Origin of the sequence: Coleofasciculus sp. E2-BRE-01 (assembly GCF_040221695.1) — a bacterium.
Lineage (GTDB): Bacteria > Cyanobacteriota > Cyanobacteriia > Cyanobacteriales > Coleofasciculaceae > Coleofasciculus.
The window spans coordinates 1-16,623 of record NZ_JAVKEA010000248.1; the positions used below are offsets into that span (position 1 = coordinate 1).

At 46.9% G+C, this 16,623-nt stretch carries 20 protein-coding genes and 1 pseudogene; 14 read left to right on the plus strand and 7 right to left on the minus strand.

All coding sequences use genetic code 11. The annotated features are described in order from the left end of the window. Positions 1–243 precede the first annotated feature (243 nt). Positions 244–399: a hypothetical protein gene (locus RIG66_RS33570; RefSeq protein WP_446384418.1), complete on the plus strand. Its 156-nt coding sequence runs from the start codon at positions 244–246 to the stop codon at positions 397–399. Between the two features lie 12 nt (positions 400–411). On the opposite strand, the gene RIG66_RS33575 is transcribed toward RIG66_RS33570, so the two are convergent. Further along, positions 412–2,073, minus strand: a complete 1,662-nt coding sequence (locus tag RIG66_RS33575; RefSeq protein WP_446384450.1) for an O-linked N-acetylglucosamine transferase, SPINDLY family protein — start codon at positions 2,071–2,073, stop codon at positions 412–414. Between the two features lie 528 nt (positions 2,074–2,601). Here RIG66_RS33575 and RIG66_RS33580 point away from each other — a divergent pair. The 3 genes from RIG66_RS33580 to RIG66_RS33590 all read left to right on the plus strand — a co-directional run bounded on the left by RIG66_RS33580 (position 2,602) and on the right by RIG66_RS33590 (position 4,164). Beyond that, entirely contained in the window at positions 2,602–2,766 is a 165-nt protein-coding gene (locus RIG66_RS33580; RefSeq protein WP_446384420.1) for a hypothetical protein, read from the plus strand. A gap of 133 nt (positions 2,767–2,899) precedes the next feature. After that, positions 2,900–3,298: a hypothetical protein gene (locus RIG66_RS33585; RefSeq protein ID WP_446384422.1), complete on the plus strand. Its 399-nt coding sequence runs from the start codon at positions 2,900–2,902 to the stop codon at positions 3,296–3,298. A gap of 5 nt (positions 3,299–3,303) precedes the next feature. Then, positions 3,304–4,164 carry a hypothetical protein gene (locus RIG66_RS33590; protein WP_446384424.1) on the plus strand — a complete coding sequence of 287 codons (861 nt, stop codon included), beginning with the start codon at positions 3,304–3,306 and terminating at the stop codon, positions 4,162–4,164. Positions 4,165–4,266: 102 nt separating this feature from the next. Here RIG66_RS33590 and RIG66_RS33595 read toward each other — a convergent pair whose 3' ends face one another. Genes RIG66_RS33595 through RIG66_RS33605 form a run of 3 tightly spaced genes read right to left on the minus strand, consistent with a single transcriptional unit; the run spans position 4,267 to position 5,136 of the window. Next, positions 4,267–4,473: a hypothetical protein gene (locus RIG66_RS33595; RefSeq protein ID WP_446384426.1), complete on the minus strand. Its 207-nt coding sequence runs from the start codon at positions 4,471–4,473 to the stop codon at positions 4,267–4,269. A 1-nt stretch (position 4,474) separates the two neighbouring features. Further along, positions 4,475–4,708: a hypothetical protein gene (locus tag RIG66_RS33600; protein WP_446384428.1), complete on the minus strand. Its 234-nt coding sequence runs from the start codon at positions 4,706–4,708 to the stop codon at positions 4,475–4,477. Further along, the gene (locus tag RIG66_RS33605; protein ID WP_446347189.1) at positions 4,705–5,136 is read right to left on the minus strand and encodes a putative toxin-antitoxin system toxin component, PIN family; all 432 of its coding nucleotides are present in this window, start codon (positions 5,134–5,136) and stop codon (positions 4,705–4,707) included. Before RIG66_RS33605 ends, RIG66_RS33600 begins: the two co-directional genes overlap by 4 nt. Before the next feature lie 394 nt (positions 5,137–5,530). On the opposite strand from RIG66_RS33605, the gene RIG66_RS33610 reads away from it, so the two are divergent. The 3 genes from RIG66_RS33610 (at position 5,531) to RIG66_RS33620 (ending at position 8,721) form a co-directional block, all read left to right on the plus strand. Further along, positions 5,531–6,595, plus strand: a complete 1,065-nt coding sequence (locus RIG66_RS33610) for a flagellar assembly protein H (RefSeq protein ID WP_446384430.1) — start codon at positions 5,531–5,533, stop codon at positions 6,593–6,595. Between the two features lie 326 nt (positions 6,596–6,921). After that, on the plus strand, positions 6,922–7,506 hold the full coding sequence (locus RIG66_RS33615) for a hypothetical protein (protein WP_446384432.1): 585 nt from the start codon (positions 6,922–6,924) through the stop codon (positions 7,504–7,506). A gap of 414 nt (positions 7,507–7,920) precedes the next feature. Continuing rightward, positions 7,921–8,721 (plus strand): hypothetical protein, encoded by an 801-nt coding sequence (locus RIG66_RS33620; RefSeq protein WP_446384434.1) that lies wholly within the window; start codon positions 7,921–7,923, stop codon positions 8,719–8,721. A gap of 153 nt (positions 8,722–8,874) precedes the next feature. Here the strand turns inward: RIG66_RS33620 and RIG66_RS33625 are convergent, their stop codons facing one another. Together RIG66_RS33625 and RIG66_RS33630 are read right to left on the minus strand one after the other, a co-directional pair. Then, positions 8,875–9,330 carry a hypothetical protein gene (locus RIG66_RS33625; protein ID WP_446384436.1) on the minus strand — a complete coding sequence of 152 codons (456 nt, stop codon included), beginning with the start codon at positions 9,328–9,330 and terminating at the stop codon, positions 8,875–8,877. Between the two features lie 384 nt (positions 9,331–9,714). Further along, positions 9,715–10,200 (minus strand): allophycocyanin, encoded by a 486-nt coding sequence (locus RIG66_RS33630; RefSeq protein ID WP_446334032.1) that lies wholly within the window; start codon positions 10,198–10,200, stop codon positions 9,715–9,717. Between the two features lie 328 nt (positions 10,201–10,528). On the opposite strand from RIG66_RS33630, the gene rlmD reads away from it, so the two are divergent. The 3 genes from rlmD (at position 10,529) to RIG66_RS33645 (ending at position 13,333) form a co-directional block, all read left to right on the plus strand. Then, positions 10,529–11,935 carry a 23S rRNA (uracil(1939)-C(5))-methyltransferase RlmD gene (rlmD, locus tag RIG66_RS33635; RefSeq protein ID WP_446384438.1) on the plus strand — a complete coding sequence of 469 codons (1,407 nt, stop codon included), beginning with the start codon at positions 10,529–10,531 and terminating at the stop codon, positions 11,933–11,935. Beyond that, positions 11,895–12,458 carry a hypothetical protein gene (locus tag RIG66_RS33640; RefSeq protein ID WP_446384440.1) on the plus strand — a complete coding sequence of 188 codons (564 nt, stop codon included), beginning with the start codon at positions 11,895–11,897 and terminating at the stop codon, positions 12,456–12,458. Before rlmD ends, RIG66_RS33640 begins: the two co-directional genes overlap by 41 nt. A gap of 428 nt (positions 12,459–12,886) precedes the next feature. Continuing rightward, complete coding sequence (locus RIG66_RS33645) at positions 12,887–13,333, plus strand: ATP-binding protein (protein WP_446384452.1); 447 nt, start codon at positions 12,887–12,889, stop codon at positions 13,331–13,333. On the opposite strand, the gene RIG66_RS33650 is transcribed toward RIG66_RS33645, so the two are convergent. Then, positions 13,330–13,602: a DUF6439 family protein gene (locus tag RIG66_RS33650; RefSeq protein ID WP_446384442.1), complete on the minus strand. Its 273-nt coding sequence runs from the start codon at positions 13,600–13,602 to the stop codon at positions 13,330–13,332. The genes RIG66_RS33645 and RIG66_RS33650 overlap by 4 nt on opposite strands. A 105-nt stretch (positions 13,603–13,707) precedes the next feature. Here RIG66_RS33650 and RIG66_RS33655 point away from each other — a divergent pair, with 105 nt between their 5' ends. From RIG66_RS33655 to RIG66_RS33670, 4 genes and pseudogenes are all read left to right on the plus strand, one after another. Then, positions 13,708–14,076, plus strand: coding sequence for a DUF2203 domain-containing protein (locus RIG66_RS33655; RefSeq protein WP_446384444.1), 369 nt, complete (start codon positions 13,708–13,710; stop codon positions 14,074–14,076). A gap of 459 nt (positions 14,077–14,535) precedes the next feature. Then, positions 14,536–15,927 (plus strand): asparagine--tRNA ligase, encoded by a 1,392-nt coding sequence (gene asnS / locus RIG66_RS33660; RefSeq protein ID WP_446384446.1) that lies wholly within the window; start codon positions 14,536–14,538, stop codon positions 15,925–15,927. Positions 15,928–15,977: 50 nt separating this feature from the next. After that, positions 15,978–16,175: a hypothetical protein gene (locus RIG66_RS33665; protein ID WP_446384448.1), complete on the plus strand. Its 198-nt coding sequence runs from the start codon at positions 15,978–15,980 to the stop codon at positions 16,173–16,175. Between the two features lie 107 nt (positions 16,176–16,282). Further along, positions 16,283–16,438, plus strand: a pseudogene (locus RIG66_RS33670) (DUF4058 family protein); the annotation flags it as partial. Positions 16,439–16,623: the final 185 nt, after the last annotated feature.

Below are 16,623 nucleotides of genomic sequence, written 5' to 3' on the forward strand. Positions count from 1 at the left end.
CTCACTCATACTGCATTTAGCCCCCCCAACCCCCCAAATTTGGGGGGAGCAGGAAGTTCAAAGTCCCCCAGAATTGGGGGATTTAGGGGGCTGAACAACCTTAAATGCTAACGGACAAGACTTGTGTGTACACTGTAGCCCCTTAGCAAGGGGAGGGTTAGGGAGGGGTTAAATCAAGGTATCGCTTTGTTGATTGAGTAAAGGGCGACCCGATCCAATTAAATGGATTGGGGTTGTTCATTGATGCAGGCGGGTCGCCCCTACAAGGCTCGCCTGTTTCCTTCCGGTCAATTGAATCGTGCGATCGCTTGTTTCCTTTGGGTCAATTCCATCACGCGATCGCTCTCTGATTCCCAGCAAGCGCCAATCTTGTTCCCTCCCCTTCGAGAGGAGGGTTAGGGAGAGGTCAGATCAAGGTATTGCTATCTGCTGATAAAACGCCTCCAAACCAGCCACACAAGCCCTATCCTCATAGAGATAGTCAAGCCGCTGTGCCATACGTTCCCCGATTTCCTGTCGCCAAGCCGAGTCTATACCCAACCTTACCGCAATTTCCACATAATCTACCTCATTCTCAGCAATTGTCTGTGTCACCCCCAGCATTTTCAGAAAGCTATACGAATGACGACCCCGCATAAATTCCCCAGGACAGGTAACAATAGGCAGACAACAGGCGATCGCCTCTAAGGTTGTATTCCCTCCAGACCAACAAAATGTATCCAAATAAACATCAGAAACTAAGTTAATCATTAAATAGTCTAGACGTTCCGGAATAGCACGAAACACACAATACTCTTCACTCCTCAAACCCACTTCGGCAAAAGCCCGATTTAAACGCGGCTTCAATAAATCACCCCGCAGAAACAAAAACTGAGCCTGAGGAACCCGACGGGCAATTTCCGCCAATATCCAATCATATTGAGGCAGATATTTAAACGGCGCTTGACAACACAAATAAATCACCCCATCCTCCCGAAGCTGAAAATCTGAACGGGACTTCACTCGTGGCGGAATATAGGGTTTAGGATAAGCCACGCCAATATTTGGCAAACGAATCAACCTCTCCGAATAATGCTCTTGTGCCTTTTCCGGTTCCATTAACTCACTCGACAAAAAGTAATCAATCGTCGGTAATCCTGTCGTCACCGGATGACCCCAAGCCACACACTGCACGGGCGCTAATCGTAGACCCCCCATTTGCCTAATTTGCGGGTCCATCCCAATTTCTGGAAAAACGAGAATATGAAGTTGATCCCGAAGGATTTGTTCACAAACGTCTTCGAGATTACCCGGACTATGGTAAAATACATCACTGTATTCTTGGAACTGTTGGGTAACAGCATCCGGCGTATTGCCCGTATAGTAACAATAGATCTCAAAGCGGGTGCGATCGCAATAACGTAACCAGCCAGTTAACCAAAGGGTGCCACTGTAAGCGTGAAGATAAGCGGAAACGTAACCAATCCGAATTTTATCATTTGCCCGAAGCGGTGGCATAGAAACAGGAACCACCCATTGCGGATAGTTGGCTGCCATAATTTTATGGACTAATTCTCCATACTGAGATTGCAGTTCTCGATCATTTTCAGCTTGATAGGGCAAATAAAAGTTAGTCAGGCTACCTATCCCTACCAGAGCATTCTTTTGATTTTCATCGGTTTCTAGAGAGGTTTCCTGAATTAATGCTTGTAGTCCTCTGATGAACTCTTGTCGATAGCCAACAATTTCCGCTTGATTATTATATATTATGGGTAAAAGCAAGTATTTGAGGATTTTAAACCTATAATTACTAGGAAATAATTCTGAAGCAATCTTCGCTCGGTTTCTTGCCTCTTGAATACGACCCCTAGCGTGCAAATTCATGATTAACGAGAAATGCAGCTTACCTTCTTTCGGGTACAATTCAATTCCCTGAGTAAGACGACTAATCGCAGCATCAGTCAACTGTAAATATCTCAAACATTCACTCAACCGCCAATACAGTTGTGCATCTGCCCACCCGACTGCCAGAATTTTTTCATAGCACTCCCTAGCCGCTTGCCATTTTCCCTGTTGAAATAACCCATCCCCCAATTCTTGCCAAAAAAACCTAGCGTTTTCCTGACTCAAACTTGCCAAATCATAGGCAGGAATTGATGCAGCGTGAGCGTGGGAAATAGCCGACTGATTTTCACACTTCAAAACCAGTCTAGCTTGAATATGAGGCAAAAGATCCTGCCACTCACTACAACTCAGCGCTCCCATCAGTACAATTTCCGCACCTTCAGTAACCTGGAAATCTTCTGCCATCAAAAGATGCATGGTCACACCAGACAAAAACAGTTCAGCATCATCCTGAGCAATGGTACTCGTATCAATCAACAAGGTGATATACCGACTCGCCAGATGAGTCGCACTCATCCTGACCACCTGTTGTAAATCGCGTTCCAAGACCTCCTCAGATTGAGTCCAATCGGGAAAGAGAACTAAATTGATATCGTTGAGGTTAATCAATGGTGATTACTATCCTTGCGATCCTATCAACGTCCAGACTATCAACCCAGGCACTCTCTCTAACTTACCCACTTCTGTACCTAGAGCGATCATCTGACTTCAGCAAGGATGCAAGCCGGGGTTGTCCACGCGCCAACGACAAACAGTGCGATCGCCTGTTCCCATTCCCGTCAATTTTATCGGGCGCACGTCTATGCGCCCCTACCTGCGGGTGACAAACGGTGCGATCGCCTGTTCCCTTCCTATCAATTGAATCATGCGATCGCAGCCTGATTCCCAGCAAGCGCCAATCTTGTTCCCTCCCAGTACATTGCCAATTTGTTTGATATAAACTTCGTTATACTGGCGGTGATCGGTCTGATTCTTTAGAAACTGTATAACTTAATAATCATTTACACAAATAACCATGCCAGACGTACAGCTTCTTTCTCCCAAACAACTTACTCTCTCTATCCAACTCGACTTGCAAAAAATCCAACCTTACTGTGGTACACCTATAGCGGCTGTCTACGCAGATAGTCTGTTGCGAACCTTGAGGACTATTCGCGATCAGTTTCCCTTTGAACCGTTAACCGAAATCCTGATGGCTTTTTACGACGCGATCGCCTTTGAAAATCGCTGGATTAACTATCAGGCTAATCAGTATCAAGGGGTTCGCGATCTGCTCACCACTTTAGTTGATTCCCCCCTAAGTAATGAAGAAGTCGAACAAGCCATTTTAAAACTGGAAGATTTGGGCTTCGACACCCTGCCCTTTTGCGTAAACTTTAACTCTAGTATTGAGCTAGGTAGCGATGAGGACTAAACACTATGCAAGCTAAAGATAGTCCTCAACATTTTCTTGATACCTCCGTTGTTCGTTCCCTACTCTTAGGGACTCAAACTTATCAGCAGTATTTAAACTCCAACCTTGCCGAACGTCCCCTCTACATCTCCAACTACATCCAAATGGAGATGAAACGCAGCTATTTGATGAATATTATCTCATTCTACTTTGTTCTGCGCTTAGAAACGATTCAAACAATTGGCGACGCCATAACCTTTTGGAGTAATCGATTTAAGACCAGCCAACTTAAAGCTATCCTCCAGCTCATTCCCCAACTGTTCAGTACGCACCAACTCGACTTTAACCGTTCTCAAGATAAAGAAAAAGCCCTACAAATATTAGGACTCTATATCAAACGCTTTGAACTCCTGCTGAGGAAAAAATATGCTAACATCGGACAGGATGCCACAGCTTGCGCCCGTGCCATTGTCCCACTCAAAGTTGAATTAAACAACCTGGCAGAAGGATTAAAGCAGTTTGCCGATGAGTTTGGCGATGTAGAAACCTGTCGAAGTCAATGTAAAATTGACGAATTTTTGTTAGATCGCTATCGTCAAGAGGTTGAATCCTATATTGACCAGGCATCCCAACTACCCAAAACTAATGAAACCCGGGGATTTATTAGGATTATGGATAATTTAAAAGAAATCCTAGAACAAGGCGCAACAGTCACCTCCTGCAAGCGGTGTGAAAAAATTGGAGATGCTGTTATTGCTTTAAATGCACCTCGCCAGATGCGGCTGGAACACACTGATAATTCCTTTGACTACTTATGTCCACCTATCCAGCAACCTCACCACAAGCACCCTTCCGAAAATCAGGTACTTACCGATAGTTCTGGCTGAACAACGGGAATAACTTGGAAGATGGTGCGATCGCTCTGTTATTCCCAGCAAGCGCCAATTTTGTTCCCCCCCCTTCAAGGCTATGCATTACCCACATCTTTCTTAAACATTGTGCGATCGCAGGTTGTTCCCATTTCCGTCAATTGTATTGGGTACACGTCGCGACAACAAACGGTGCGATCGCAGGTTGTTCCCATTCCCGTCAATTTTATCGGGCGCACGTCGGTGCGCCCCTACCTGCGGGTGACAAACGGTGCGATCGCCTGTTCCATACCCTGTCAACAAAGATGGTGTGATCGGGTAACACAAATTACAAACTGTCCTGTGGTTCGGGTTCGACATCGGGAACCTTATTTAAAACCTGTTGAAATTTATCCCAACGTCCCTGTTTGGCTTTTTCTTCGATATAGTCTTTAGTCATCCAAGCGGATACTTGAGCCGATAGAGCGATTGTTATCAGTTGTTCTACAGAAATATGCTCCCGCTTGGCTAAAGCTTCAACTTGTTGATACAAGGTATCAGGAATGGTCGCGTTTAGATTCATGATTCAATTTCTCCGACAATTTGTAAAAACTCTTTAGCAGTAACGAGTTGAATACCAAACGTTTCAGCGATTCGTAAGTCTCTTTTATTATACGTGATGATAAAATCCGCTTGGCATTCTACTGCTAGATCGATCAAAAAGTCATCATCAGGGTCAAGAGCCGCAGGTCGCCAGAGATAAAATATTGTACGACAATTAGCAATAGCGCAGATTGTGGAAACGACGGTGTTAATATCGTCTAGACTCAACCCTAATTGAGTCCTTTCTTTTTTCAGAACCTCCTCATATTCAAAAATGAGAGCCGTCGAGACATTGAGTTGCCAGCGTTGATTATTCAGGAGAGTGAGTAATTTGTAAGAGGCTCCTCGATTTGAGCGTAAACCAGCAAGAAGCACATTTGTATCAAGGACAATCTGATAGGGAGGCATTTCTAATTGGGTCACGGGATGGACGTTGAAAATCTAAAGATATCAGTGATCGCGTCTACGTGCGATCGCCTGTTCCCTTCTGGTCAATTCAATCATGCGATCGCAGCCTGATTCCCAGCAAGCGCCAATCTTGTTCCCTCCCCTTCGAGGGGAGGGTTAGGGAGGGGTCGCGTCACGGTATTGCTTTATTGATGAAGTTTTGGGCGACCCGATAGTTTGTAGGGGCGGGTTTTACCGATAACCTGTAAGCCAAAACGGGTAACTTATGTAAACCCGCCCTGTTTCTAGCGTTGTTCATTCATGCAGGCATCTCACCCCGACAAAGTGCGATCGCGAAATTTCTCCAACTCCGGTAAGATAGACAGCTACACTCGTAGACTATCCCCATGCCCCAATGACTCGATTTCCCCATGACCAATTTGCCAAGGACTATCTTGAGCAACTCTTATCCCCTATCGGAAACGTTCAAACCAGTCGCAACATTGCTGGGGAAGTGCGCGAGGTTGACGTTTTATTTATCCCCACCGCTTCCCCAAATGACTACCTCCTCTCCCTAGGACTTTTGGGACGCCTAGCCACAACACCCGCCGTATTTGAACCCTTTCGTAACGCCGTTACCCCCAGTCAAATCCGCAGTTGTCTGTCTAAACTGTTTGACCTACATTCAGAATTAGAACGACGCGCCCGACGGGAAAATACCTCCATTAACGACAGTGAACTCCCCCGACTATGGATACTTACCCCCACCGCCTCAACCCCCTTACTCGATAGCTTTGGTGCCTTGGGCGACGAACAAAACTGGTTAAATGGACTCTATTTTCTCCACGAGGCGTTCAGAACAGCCATCGTCGTTATCCACCAACTCCCTCGTACCCCAGACACCCTCTGGTTGAGACTTCTAGGAAAAGGTAGAGTCCAACAACAAGCCATTGAGGAGATCACCGCATTACCCGAAAACAGCCAACTACGAGAGTTTACGCTAGAGTTATTGTATAACTTGCAAGCCAACTTACAAGCTAACCAAGACCAAAAATTAGACACAGAGGAGAGGGAGTTAATTATGGCGTTAGCACCCCTATATCGGCAACAACTGGATGCGGCTCGGCAACAAGGTATACAACAAGGACAACGGCTGATTATCGAAAACTTGCTCCAGACTCGTCTGGGACAGTTGACTCCCACCCTCACGGCTTTAATTACTCCCTTATCAGCATTACCCCCTCAGCAATTAACTCCATTTCTCCTGCAATTATCTCAACTGGAAAACAGTGAATCAGGCATTCAACAAGCACAGCATTTAATTGTCGAAAATTTGCTGAAAATTCGATTTGGAGAATTGGATGAGCAACTTACCGCACGGATCACTTCTTTATTAGCATTACCCCCCCAACAGTTAAGCCAATACCTGTTGCAATTATCTCAGGTATCCCGTGAGCAACTCTTAGCTCGATTTCCCTAAGCCAGTCCTTAAATTTGTATCGTTCCCTCCCCTTGAAGGGCAGGGTTAGGGAGGGGTCAGATCACGGTATTGCTTTGTTGATTTAGTATTGGGCGACCCGATCCAATTGAAGAGATTGGAGTTGTTCATTGATGAGGTGCATCTCACCCCGACAAAGTGCGATCGCGAATTTTCTCCAACTCCGGTAAGATAGACAGCTACACTCGTAGACTATCCCCATTCCCCAATGACTCGATTCCCCCACGACCAGTTCGCTTGCGTATTATCTTGAGCAGCTCTTATCCCCCATCGGAAACGTTCAAACCAGTCGCAACATTGCAGGGGAAGTGCGCGAGGAGGAAATCACCGGATTACCCGAAGACCATCCATTGCGGCAGTCTGCGCTAGAGTTATTGTATAACTTGCAAGTCAACTTACAAGCTAACCAAGAACAACAATTAGACCCAGAGGAGAGGGAGTTAATTATGGCATTAGCACCCCTATATCGACAACAACTGGATGCGGCTCGGCAACAAGCCAGGGAACAAGGATTGCAACAAGGTATACAACAAGGCATACGACAAGGACAACGACTGATTATCGAAAACCTCCTCCAGACTCGTCTGGGACAGTTGACTCCCACCCTGACTGCTTTAATTACTCCCTTATCGGCATTGCCCCCTCAGCAATTAACCCCATTTCTCTTACAATTATCTCAACTGGAAAACAGTGAATCAGCCATTCAACAAGCACAACATTTCATTGTCGAAAATTTGCTGAAAATTCGATTTGGAGAATTGGATGAGCAACTCACCGCACGGGTCACTTCTTTATTAGCATTACCCCCCCAACAGTTAAGCCAATACCTGTTGCAATTATCTCAGTTATCCCGTGAGCAACTCCTCGCTCGATTCCCCATAGCCAGTCCTTAGATCGGCGTCAACGACGAACCGTGCGATCGCTCTGTTTGACTCAACTCCGGTAAGATAGATTTCTACACTCGTAGACTATTCCTATTCCCCAATGACTCGATTTCCCCAAGCCAATCCTTTGTAATCTATCTGATTACGCTACTCCAGATCCCCGACTTCTTTGTTGAAACTCTGATGAGCCCAAATAAATTGGATTCAGAAGTCGGGGATCTACCGGACAGTTGACAAGAATTGTGGCTTGAGTTGACCCGGATGCAAGACGAGGCGCTCCTACATTCAGTAAAATAAACCTCATCACCATCGACGCTCACAACCTAAAATGACTCAATCTCCCTACAACCAATTTGCCACCGATTACCTCAACCAAGTCTTATCCCCAATCGTTTTAACGAATAATCAATACATTTACCCAAAATGCTGACCCAATCTCCTCAACCCTTACGTCAATCTCTCATTCCTTCCCTAATTGCCCTCCTCTGTATCGTCGCCGTGGGGGGGTTGCAAATTCCCCAACTCAATCAACTCCAAGGCAAAGGCGAAACTCCTTCTCCCATAGAACTGCAACGCCAAATCGAAGCCGAAAAGGTACGCCTAAATCTCCTCCAGAAAGTACCAACATTCGGATTTGATAACCTAGTAGCCGATTGGGTTTTTCTCAATTTCCTGCAATACTTTGGTGATGATGAAGCTCGCGATGTCACCGGCTATCAACTTAGCCCAGACTACTTTGAAGTGATTCTAGCCCGTGACCCCCGCTTCTTAGACGCCTACTTTTTCCTTTCCGGTAGCACCTCTCTCTATGCAGGTATGCCAGATCGGTCGGTAGAACTAATGGACAAAGGACTCCAGCAGCTTTCCCCGAAAGTCCTCCCCAAATCCTATTACATCTGGCGCTATAAGGCAATTGACGAACTGTTATTCCTCGGTGACGCCCAAGCCGCCCGCCAATCCTTTGAGAAAGCCGCAGAATGGGCAAGCACTTATGAAGATGAAGAAAGTCAGTATATTGCCTCAATTTCCCGCCAAACCGCCCAGTTTCTTGCCCGCAATCCCTCAAGCAAATCAGCCCAAGTCAGTGCTTGGTCAATGGTGCTACAAAACGCCATGGACGATCGCACTCGTCAACGTGCCATTAATCAGATTGAAGCACTCGGCGGCAAAGTAGTTACCACCCCAGAAGGTGCTGTGAAAATTCAACTCCCACAAAGGGATTAAAGTCTGGAGGGCAGCAGGGGGAGCTGGGGGAGCTGGGGGAGCTGGGGGAGCTAGGGAAGCTGGGGGCAGATGAGGGAGATGGAGCAGATGAGTAAGTTAACTCAAAACTCTACCTTACCTGTTAACTGTTAACTATTCCCTGACAAATGACCTTCATAAAATACTGCTCATGATCTGTTGTGCGATTATGCCTAATCCATAACCCACCAGGGAAAAGACGACCAAAACACTGAAAGCTTTCCATTCACCAAAGTTGGCAACTTGCAAATCTAACCTCACTAACGCCCCGGCTGATAGCAGCACCAGAATCCGGACAAAAACATGTATCCAGCAGAGAATCAACACTGCTAAAAAAGCGCCCACAATCACGGAAATAAAAGCGCGAGTATCTGACTTCAGCCAACCGCTGTAAACGCTCTGAATCAGTGTCAGTGGGGCAGTTAGGGCTAAATCAATAAATACGATATATATTGCCCCCATCAGCCACAATACCCAAGGTCTATCTGCATCTGCGATTAACTCAGAAGCCGCGATCAACCAGCCAAAGACACAATGGGTGGCGAACAAGATCGATAAGGAAGTCCAAGGCAGTTTTTTGACAAACAACATAGCCTAGAGCCTCGGTTGGTGTAATACATCTCGCCTCACAAGCAAACATCACAAATGGCTACGATCAAGTTCACAACCAATCACTGATCGAGATCGCAATCCTCAGGCGGATTAATTTTGCATACTAGCTAATGACTGAACTCTAGCCGAGTCATCAATAGGGAACACACAAATAGCCGACAGGTTCTCCCCATAGAGACTGTCGGTTTTTTATACTTGATCATCAAGGATTTGTCAATAACTCATTGAGGATTGGTGAGATGAGGCGGTGATTGGGAAAATTGGGAATCCATACTTATGAGCAAAATGCTTCCCCATCCCGAATCCCGAATGCCGAATCACCAATCCAAAGGTGACCTGATGACCAAGTAATGTTGTCTCGAGTCAGGACATCGATTGAATGATGTAATCAAAATAAGGAGCCGCTTCCATGGCATCTTCCTGACTCAGCAACTCCAAGGAGGCATTTTTGAGGCAACGAATCGATTCAACCATTCCGGCGACGGGGACGCCAAGAGAGTTATACATCTCCTTGACCCCAATCAAACCAATTTTTTCAATCGGTTCCTTACCTCCAGCCAGAACACCATAGGTAATCAATCGCAAATACCAGCCGTAGTCCCGCAGGCATAGCGATCGCTGGCGTTCCCCATAAGCATTGCCTCCGGGTGAGATAAAGTCAGGACGCTTTTGCCATAGCTGCTTACTGGCTTCTTGGACAATCTTCTTTTCATTTTCTGCTAGGGTGGAAGCGATACGCATCCGTTGCTCACCCGTCTGCAAAAAGGCTTTAATACCCATCAGTTCACCGGAGCTGGGATACCGCAGCTCGTCGTCGGCTTTGAGGATAACTTGGCTAACTACGCTCATCTTATTGGGTTAACTTAGATAACATTTGTAGTTTAGCGACTCTAGACCCCACAAATAAAGTCAGTCGAGCGAAAAGTTTTCGGTTGAGACGCAGTGCTCCAGGTGTAGGGGTGCGGAGGTACTCCAGGTGCAGTAACCAAAGTTAGCAGTCGCAAGAAGCAAAAAGTCAAGTGTAGGGGCGGGTTTAGGGACTAATGCTAATTCACCAAGCCGATAACTGAACAACAAAACCCGCCCTTCTTAGCCATCCCTTATATGCCTTTTTTGTATACGCCTCTTTTGTAACAATCTGGCAATACCTTTGATCACACATCTACATTGTATTTTTATGGATCACTCTGTCTCCTCGCCCCCTCGTCCCCCCGTTTCCCCTGATCAGTGGCAACAAGGTCAACTGCTGGAACTGACGATCGCAGACCTGAATGATCGTGGTGATGGTGTCGGACGGTTGGGGAATCGCGTTGTGTTTGTCCCCAATACAGTGACTGGGGATCATGTCCGAGTCAGGCTGGTGCGCGTCAAACCCAATTACGCGATCGCGAAACTGGATCAACTTCTCGAACCCTCTCCCCATCGCATTCGCCCCCACTGCATCGTGGCAGATAAATGTGGCGGTTGTCAGTGGCAGCACGTTGATCCCCAGTATCAGCGATCAGTCAAAGAAAATCTGCTAAAGCAAGCCTTAACTCGTATCGGCGGCTTCAATTCCATCGAAATCGCCCCGATTTTAAGCGCTGACTCTCCCCTAGCTTACCGGAACAAAGCCACCTATCCGATGCGGCGATCGGCAACGGGTCAAGTTCAAGCTGGGTATTACCAAAAAGGGACACATCAGCTAATTAACCTGAATCAATGCCCCGTTCAAGATGATCGCTTAAATCCCCTGTTAGCCCAAATCAAGCAGGATATTCAGCAACAAGGTTGGTCAATCTACAACGAACGTCGTCATCAAGGGCGATTGCGTCACCTGTCACTGCGGATTGGACGCCGAACTGGGGAAATGCTTTTAACCTTAGTCACAACTGATGCCAATTTAGCCAATCTGGAAACGCAAGCCCAAACCTGGCTCGATCGCTATCCTAACCTGGTGGGTGTTTGTGTGAATGTGAATCCCCACCGTACCAATGTCATTTTCGGTGATCAAACCCATTGTGTCCGAGGTCAACCGTATCTGCGGGAGATATTCGCGGATTTAGAGTTTCAATTAAGACCCGATACCTTTTTCCAAGTTAACACCGAAGCCGCAGAAGCCTTGTTCAATGTAATTCGGCAAAAGCTGGCACTCCAAGGAACAGAATATCTTGTTGATGCCTACTGTGGTATTGGTACATTCACCCTACCCTTAGCAAAACAGGTACATCAGGCATTGGGGATCGAAGTGCAAGGGACAGCCGTGGAGCAAGCCCAAATCAATGCCCAGATTAATGGGATTACCAATGTCACCTTTGAGACAGGAACAGTGGAAACCTTGCTGCCGCAACTGGGGATCACGCCAGATATCGTATTACTTGACCCGCCACGCCAGGGCTGCAACCCCCAAGTTATTGAAACCCTGTTGTCAGTTATGCCTCAACGCCTTGTCTACATTAGCTGCAAGCCATCCACCCTAGCACGGGATCTTAAACGCCTCTGTCATCCAGGTGGCTATCAATTAACCCACGTTCAACCAGCCGACTTCTTTAGCCAAACACCCCATGTTGAGTGCGCGGCTTTCTTGGAAAAACAGGAGGGATGAGGGAGTTATCAGTTATCAGGAGCAGGGGGAGCAGGGGGAGCAGGGGGAGCAGGGGAAGCAGGGGGAGCAGGGGAAGCAGGGGGAGCAGGGGAAGCAGGGGGAGCAGGGGAAGCAGGGGAAGCAGGGGAAGCAGGGGAAGCAGGGGAAGCAGGGGGAGCAGGGGAAGCAGGGGAAGCAGGGGAAGCAGGGGAAGCAGGGGAAGATGGGGAAGATGGGGAAGATGGGGAAGATGGGGAAGATGGGGAAGATGGGGAAGATGGGGAAGATGGGGAAGATGGGGAAGATGGGGAAGATGGGGAAGTTAACTCAAAATTCTACCTTGCCTGTTGCCTGTTCACTGTTTCCTGTTCCCTGTTGCCTGTTCACTGTTTCCTGTTCACTGTTTCCTGTTCACTGTTTCCTGTTCACTGTTTCCTGTTCACTGTTTCCTGTTCCCTGTTTCCTGTTCACTGTTTCCTGTTCACTGTTTCCTGTTCACTGTTTCCTGTTCACTGTTTCCTGTTTCCTGTTCCCTAACCAATGATGAATCCCCAATTTACCCTCATTTCAAACAAAGCTCTGGTGTTTAAAGGAGAGTTTCGATACAATAGTAGATAAAGTCCATTCTTTAACTAATTCAGAGAAAAACTACCCCCTAGAGGCAAATTTGACTTATCATACCACAATCTACCAATCAATGGGCAGTAGTTGAAAGTATTCACCACAACCAGAAGAAACTCACCAAGCTGCTGACGTTCAGAGAAACTCAAGATTGAGCCTGAGGATTCTACAAAATTCGATCAGCGCATTCTAAAGATTAGGGTGCTAGTATACAAAATCTGGACAAACCTTTATTATAACTCATACCTGAGTGTGGAAAGTCTGGTTTGAGAAAAATGAGATTAAAAAACACGGCAATAGCCCGTGTCATGCATCCAGTCCACCAACGAAAAGTTAGGGGTTTTTTAAGTGATTGCTGTATCATCTTTGCGCCCAGTTGAACGCAACTGGGGAACAATTAGCTTTGCTTCTACCCTTTACCTATGCCCAATTCTCGACCTACTGGTCGAACAAATTCCGCGCAAGTGGCGACCGGAGATCCGACTTGGACTCCAAGAGGCATTGGTCAATGCGGCAAAGCACGGCAATAATTTAGACCCGAGTAAGACCGTAATAGTTCACTTTTGTGTCATCAATGACGAATATTGGTGGATAATCTCAGATCAAGGTCCCGGCTTTTCTCCGCCTTGTCGTCAAGGGAATTCTGACGACGGTTTGCCCCATGATGAATCCGAAAATGGTAGAGGGTTATGCCTCCTCTACCAAATTTTCGATCAAGTTCACTGGAATCCCCAAGGGACTGAACTGCGAGTGTGTAAACACATGAAGAGTCGATCAAGGTTACCCTTGATTCCCTAGCGATCGCGATTTCCATGGGTTGGGCAAGGGGGGGCTGAGATCGAGTGATCCAGCCATCCTGACGCCTGACGTAACCGAGCTAGAGCTTCCTCTGGCTGTTCCTTGAGCAAAAAGACTAAAGCCGCCGCTGCTTGTTCCTTGGCTCTAGCTGGGCGATTTGACTTTAATCGATGCCAATCTTGGGGTGTAATCCCTAAGCGTTCTGCCAGGGCTTGGGCAAGTTCCAGGGTACTGGCGTCCTTGAGACTATCAGTTTTTGTCAATTCCATCGGTCTAGGTATAAGTTTATTAAGTGAATCCCACGGCTGAAACGCCTGGGGTCTTGTGTTTGATTTTATCTATTTTTTCACCTATCGATTGTTACCTGTTCCCTTATGAGCGCTGATTCTGATCCCAATCAGCAAAATCTAGATGCTGACGAATTTGAGCAAGCGTTATCTGAGGTCGAGCGATCGCTGGAAGCTCTCAAAGAGCGCTATGCACAAGTCCAACGGGATCAGCGGCGACAAGCCCAGCTTCAGCACCGTCGTGAGCAAATTAGACAATCGCCACGTCAAATCCGTAATCAACCCGCTTTGAAAGCTGAACTCCGGCAAATTAAAGAGCAGCTTGAAACTATTGAACTCAATCTAGAGAGTCGCCTTTTTTCCTGGAGTGCGTTTAAAGAACCCTTTTGGCAAGCCGTTCGCTTCGGGGGACTGGGGATTGCGATCGGCTGGTTGCTCAAATCTTGTGCCAGTTAATCGTTAGGGACGATCCGCCTGTATCAATTAACAACCTGTAGGGGCGACCCGCCTGCATCAATTAACAATCCCAGTCAGCTCAATGGTATCGGGTCGCCCTTGGCTCAATGGTATCGGGTTGCCCGCCCTCTACTCAATGTCCTCGCCTCGCCCTCTTCTCCTTGCCAATTGACGACAAAACCCTTCACAATAGTTAACGAACCGCCCAATCTGTCCATCCTGTTTCTACCCGGATTTCTCGTCGCCGAGTCTGAAGGATTGATCCACACCAAGCCAGTGGAGATATTGATCGCCAGCTCATGACCAATTCCCCGTTCATTCGCAAAAATAATTGATCCTATATTGTTTTACATTGATCCCCAATCGGAATTCCTATTCAACTGACGCTAAAACCAGCTAAATGAATTGTCCAGATAAGGACAAACCGGGTAGGACTGATTCTGATAAACTGTCAAAATTATGCAAAAGAAACCGATCGCACAACTTTTACGCACAGGTCAGCCGGATGAAACCGTAACCATTCAGGGCTGGGTACGCACGAAACGAGAACTTAAAGAGTTTGCCTTTATGGAGGTGAATGATGGCTCCTGCTTGGCAAATTTGCAAGTCATCCTGAATCCTGACATACCCGATTATCAAACGATTCTCCAACAGGTCAACACTGGGGCGTCTGTAGAAGTTGCTGGCGTATTGGTGCCGTCTCCGGGAAAAGGACAACGAATTGAGTTGAGGGCAAATTCTGTTCAGGTGTATGGTGAAGCCGATCCCGCCACTTATCCGCTACAGAAAAAACGCCATTCCTTTGAGTTTTTGCGAACCATTGGACATCTGCGATCGCGTACCAATACAATTGGTGCTGTGTTACGGGTGCGTAACGCCTGTGCTAGTGCTATCCACCAATTCTTTCAGGAACGAGGCTTTTTGTGGATTCACAGCCCGATTATCACCGCGAGCGATTGTGAAGGGGCGGGAGAACTGTTTACCGTAACCAATCTCAACCTCAACGAGATTCCCAAAACCGAAGATCAATTGGTGGACTTTAGTCAAGACTTCTTTGGACGCCAAGCTTACCTGACGGTTAGTGGGCAACTGCAAGCCGAGGTGATGGCGATGACATTTGGGAATGTGTATACCTTTGGTCCGACATTCCGGGCGGAAAATTCCAATACCTCCCGCCATTTAGCCGAGTTTTGGATGGTGGAACCGGAAATGGCGTTCTGCGATTTACAGGGCGATATGGATCTGGCGGAGGAGTTTCTCAAATATGTATTCTCCTCGGTACTCGAGAACTGTCCCGAAGACATGGAATTTTTCAATAAGCGGATTGATAATACCGTCCTAGCCACGGCGGACAATATTATCAACAACCAGTTTGAGTGCATTACCTATACGGATGCGATCGCGCAATTAGAAAAAGCTGATCGAAAATTTGAGTATCCGGTTGAGTGGGGGACAGACTTACAGTCAGAACATGAACGCTATTTGGCAGAGGAATTATTTCAGAAACCTGTTATAGTGAGCGACTACCCCATAGGGATCAAGGCATTCTATATGCGTTTGAACGAGGACGGCAAAACCGTTGCCGCCATGGACGTACTAGCACCCAAGATTGGGGAAATTATCGGCGGTTCTCAACGGGAGGAACGCCTCGATGTTCTCCAGCAGCGCATCCAGAATCAGGGAATGAATCCAGAGGAGTTGTGGTGGTATCTAGACTTGCGGCGCTATGGTACCGTTGCCCATGCGGGGTTTGGTTTAGGATTTGAGCGATTGGTGCAGTTTATGACGGGGATGGGAAATATACGAGACGTGATTCCTTTCCCCCGCACACCCTTGAGCGCTGAATTTTAACCGTTTCCAGTTAAATTCAGTAGGGGCGCAAGGTTTGCGCCCCACAACGTTTGCCATTTCTGTGTATATATGATCATACCGGAAAATTCTGGACTGATCCCTCGGCATTTTCCTACATCCCAGAACCCGATGGATCTTATCAGCCACCCAAGGATTTGTTGCAGCCTTATCCAAAGCTTGAGACGTTGAAAAATACAGTGAGTCAAATCCCACAGATTACCACTTGGCTGCAAGCTCATCCATATTAAGCGAAGACGGATTTAATTAATCTGTCTGATTCCGAGATTTCCCCGTGCTAGGGCAAAACGACGATAAAATTTAAGCAACGAGAATCGAACGCCAAGGAGGGAAATTTATGCCAAACCCGTTTCCGGGGATGAACCCTTACCTAGAACACCCAGAAATCTGGTCCGGAATCCATTTGTTACTGATTAGCGAACTGACTAAGTGCCTGTCTCCTCAATTGCGTCCTAAATACAGAGTAGCGGTTGAGGTGCGTCTGTATGAAATGGTCAAACTCATTATCGAATTTTAGTCAGTCGAGGAGAGCGTTGTCCCTGAAGGGGTGACAAGCAGCTCAAAAGCTTGGCTTACATTGCATTTCCCCCCTCAAGCCTCGAAAAGATGAGAGCTTATTGACAGAATTATTGAGAATGAATACGCGAATGAGAATGATAATCACCTGGGTGACACTCC

Excerpts from the sequence above, each read along its gene's own strand:
- RIG66_RS33570 (WP_446384418.1), top strand. The coding sequence starts at position 244 with ATGCAGGCGGGTCGCCCCTACAAGGCTCGCCTGTTTCCTTCCGGTCAA.
- RIG66_RS33580 (WP_446384420.1), top strand. The coding sequence starts at position 2,602 with ATGCAAGCCGGGGTTGTCCACGCGCCAACGACAAACAGTGCGATCGCC.
- RIG66_RS33585 (WP_446384422.1), top strand. The coding sequence starts at position 2,900 with ATGCCAGACGTACAGCTTCTTTCTCCCAAACAACTTACTCTCTCTATC.
- RIG66_RS33590 (WP_446384424.1), top strand. The coding sequence starts at position 3,304 with ATGCAAGCTAAAGATAGTCCTCAACATTTTCTTGATACCTCCGTTGTT.
- RIG66_RS33600 (WP_446384428.1), bottom strand. The coding sequence starts at position 4,708 with ATGAATCTAAACGCGACCATTCCTGATACCTTGTATCAACAAGTTGAA.
- RIG66_RS33605 (WP_446347189.1), bottom strand. The coding sequence starts at position 5,136 with ATGCCTCCCTATCAGATTGTCCTTGATACAAATGTGCTTCTTGCTGGT.
- RIG66_RS33610 (WP_446384430.1), top strand. The coding sequence starts at position 5,531 with ATGACTCGATTTCCCCATGACCAATTTGCCAAGGACTATCTTGAGCAA.
- RIG66_RS33620 (WP_446384434.1), top strand. The coding sequence starts at position 7,921 with ATGCTGACCCAATCTCCTCAACCCTTACGTCAATCTCTCATTCCTTCC.
- RIG66_RS33625 (WP_446384436.1), bottom strand. The coding sequence starts at position 9,330 with ATGTTGTTTGTCAAAAAACTGCCTTGGACTTCCTTATCGATCTTGTTC.
- RIG66_RS33630 (WP_446334032.1), bottom strand. The coding sequence starts at position 10,200 with ATGAGCGTAGTTAGCCAAGTTATCCTCAAAGCCGACGACGAGCTGCGG.
- rlmD (WP_446384438.1), top strand. The coding sequence starts at position 10,529 with ATGGATCACTCTGTCTCCTCGCCCCCTCGTCCCCCCGTTTCCCCTGAT.
- RIG66_RS33640 (WP_446384440.1), top strand. The coding sequence starts at position 11,895 with ATGTTGAGTGCGCGGCTTTCTTGGAAAAACAGGAGGGATGAGGGAGTT.
- RIG66_RS33650 (WP_446384442.1), bottom strand. The coding sequence starts at position 13,602 with ATGGAATTGACAAAAACTGATAGTCTCAAGGACGCCAGTACCCTGGAA.
- RIG66_RS33655 (WP_446384444.1), top strand. The coding sequence starts at position 13,708 with ATGAGCGCTGATTCTGATCCCAATCAGCAAAATCTAGATGCTGACGAA.
- asnS (WP_446384446.1), top strand. The coding sequence starts at position 14,536 with ATGCAAAAGAAACCGATCGCACAACTTTTACGCACAGGTCAGCCGGAT.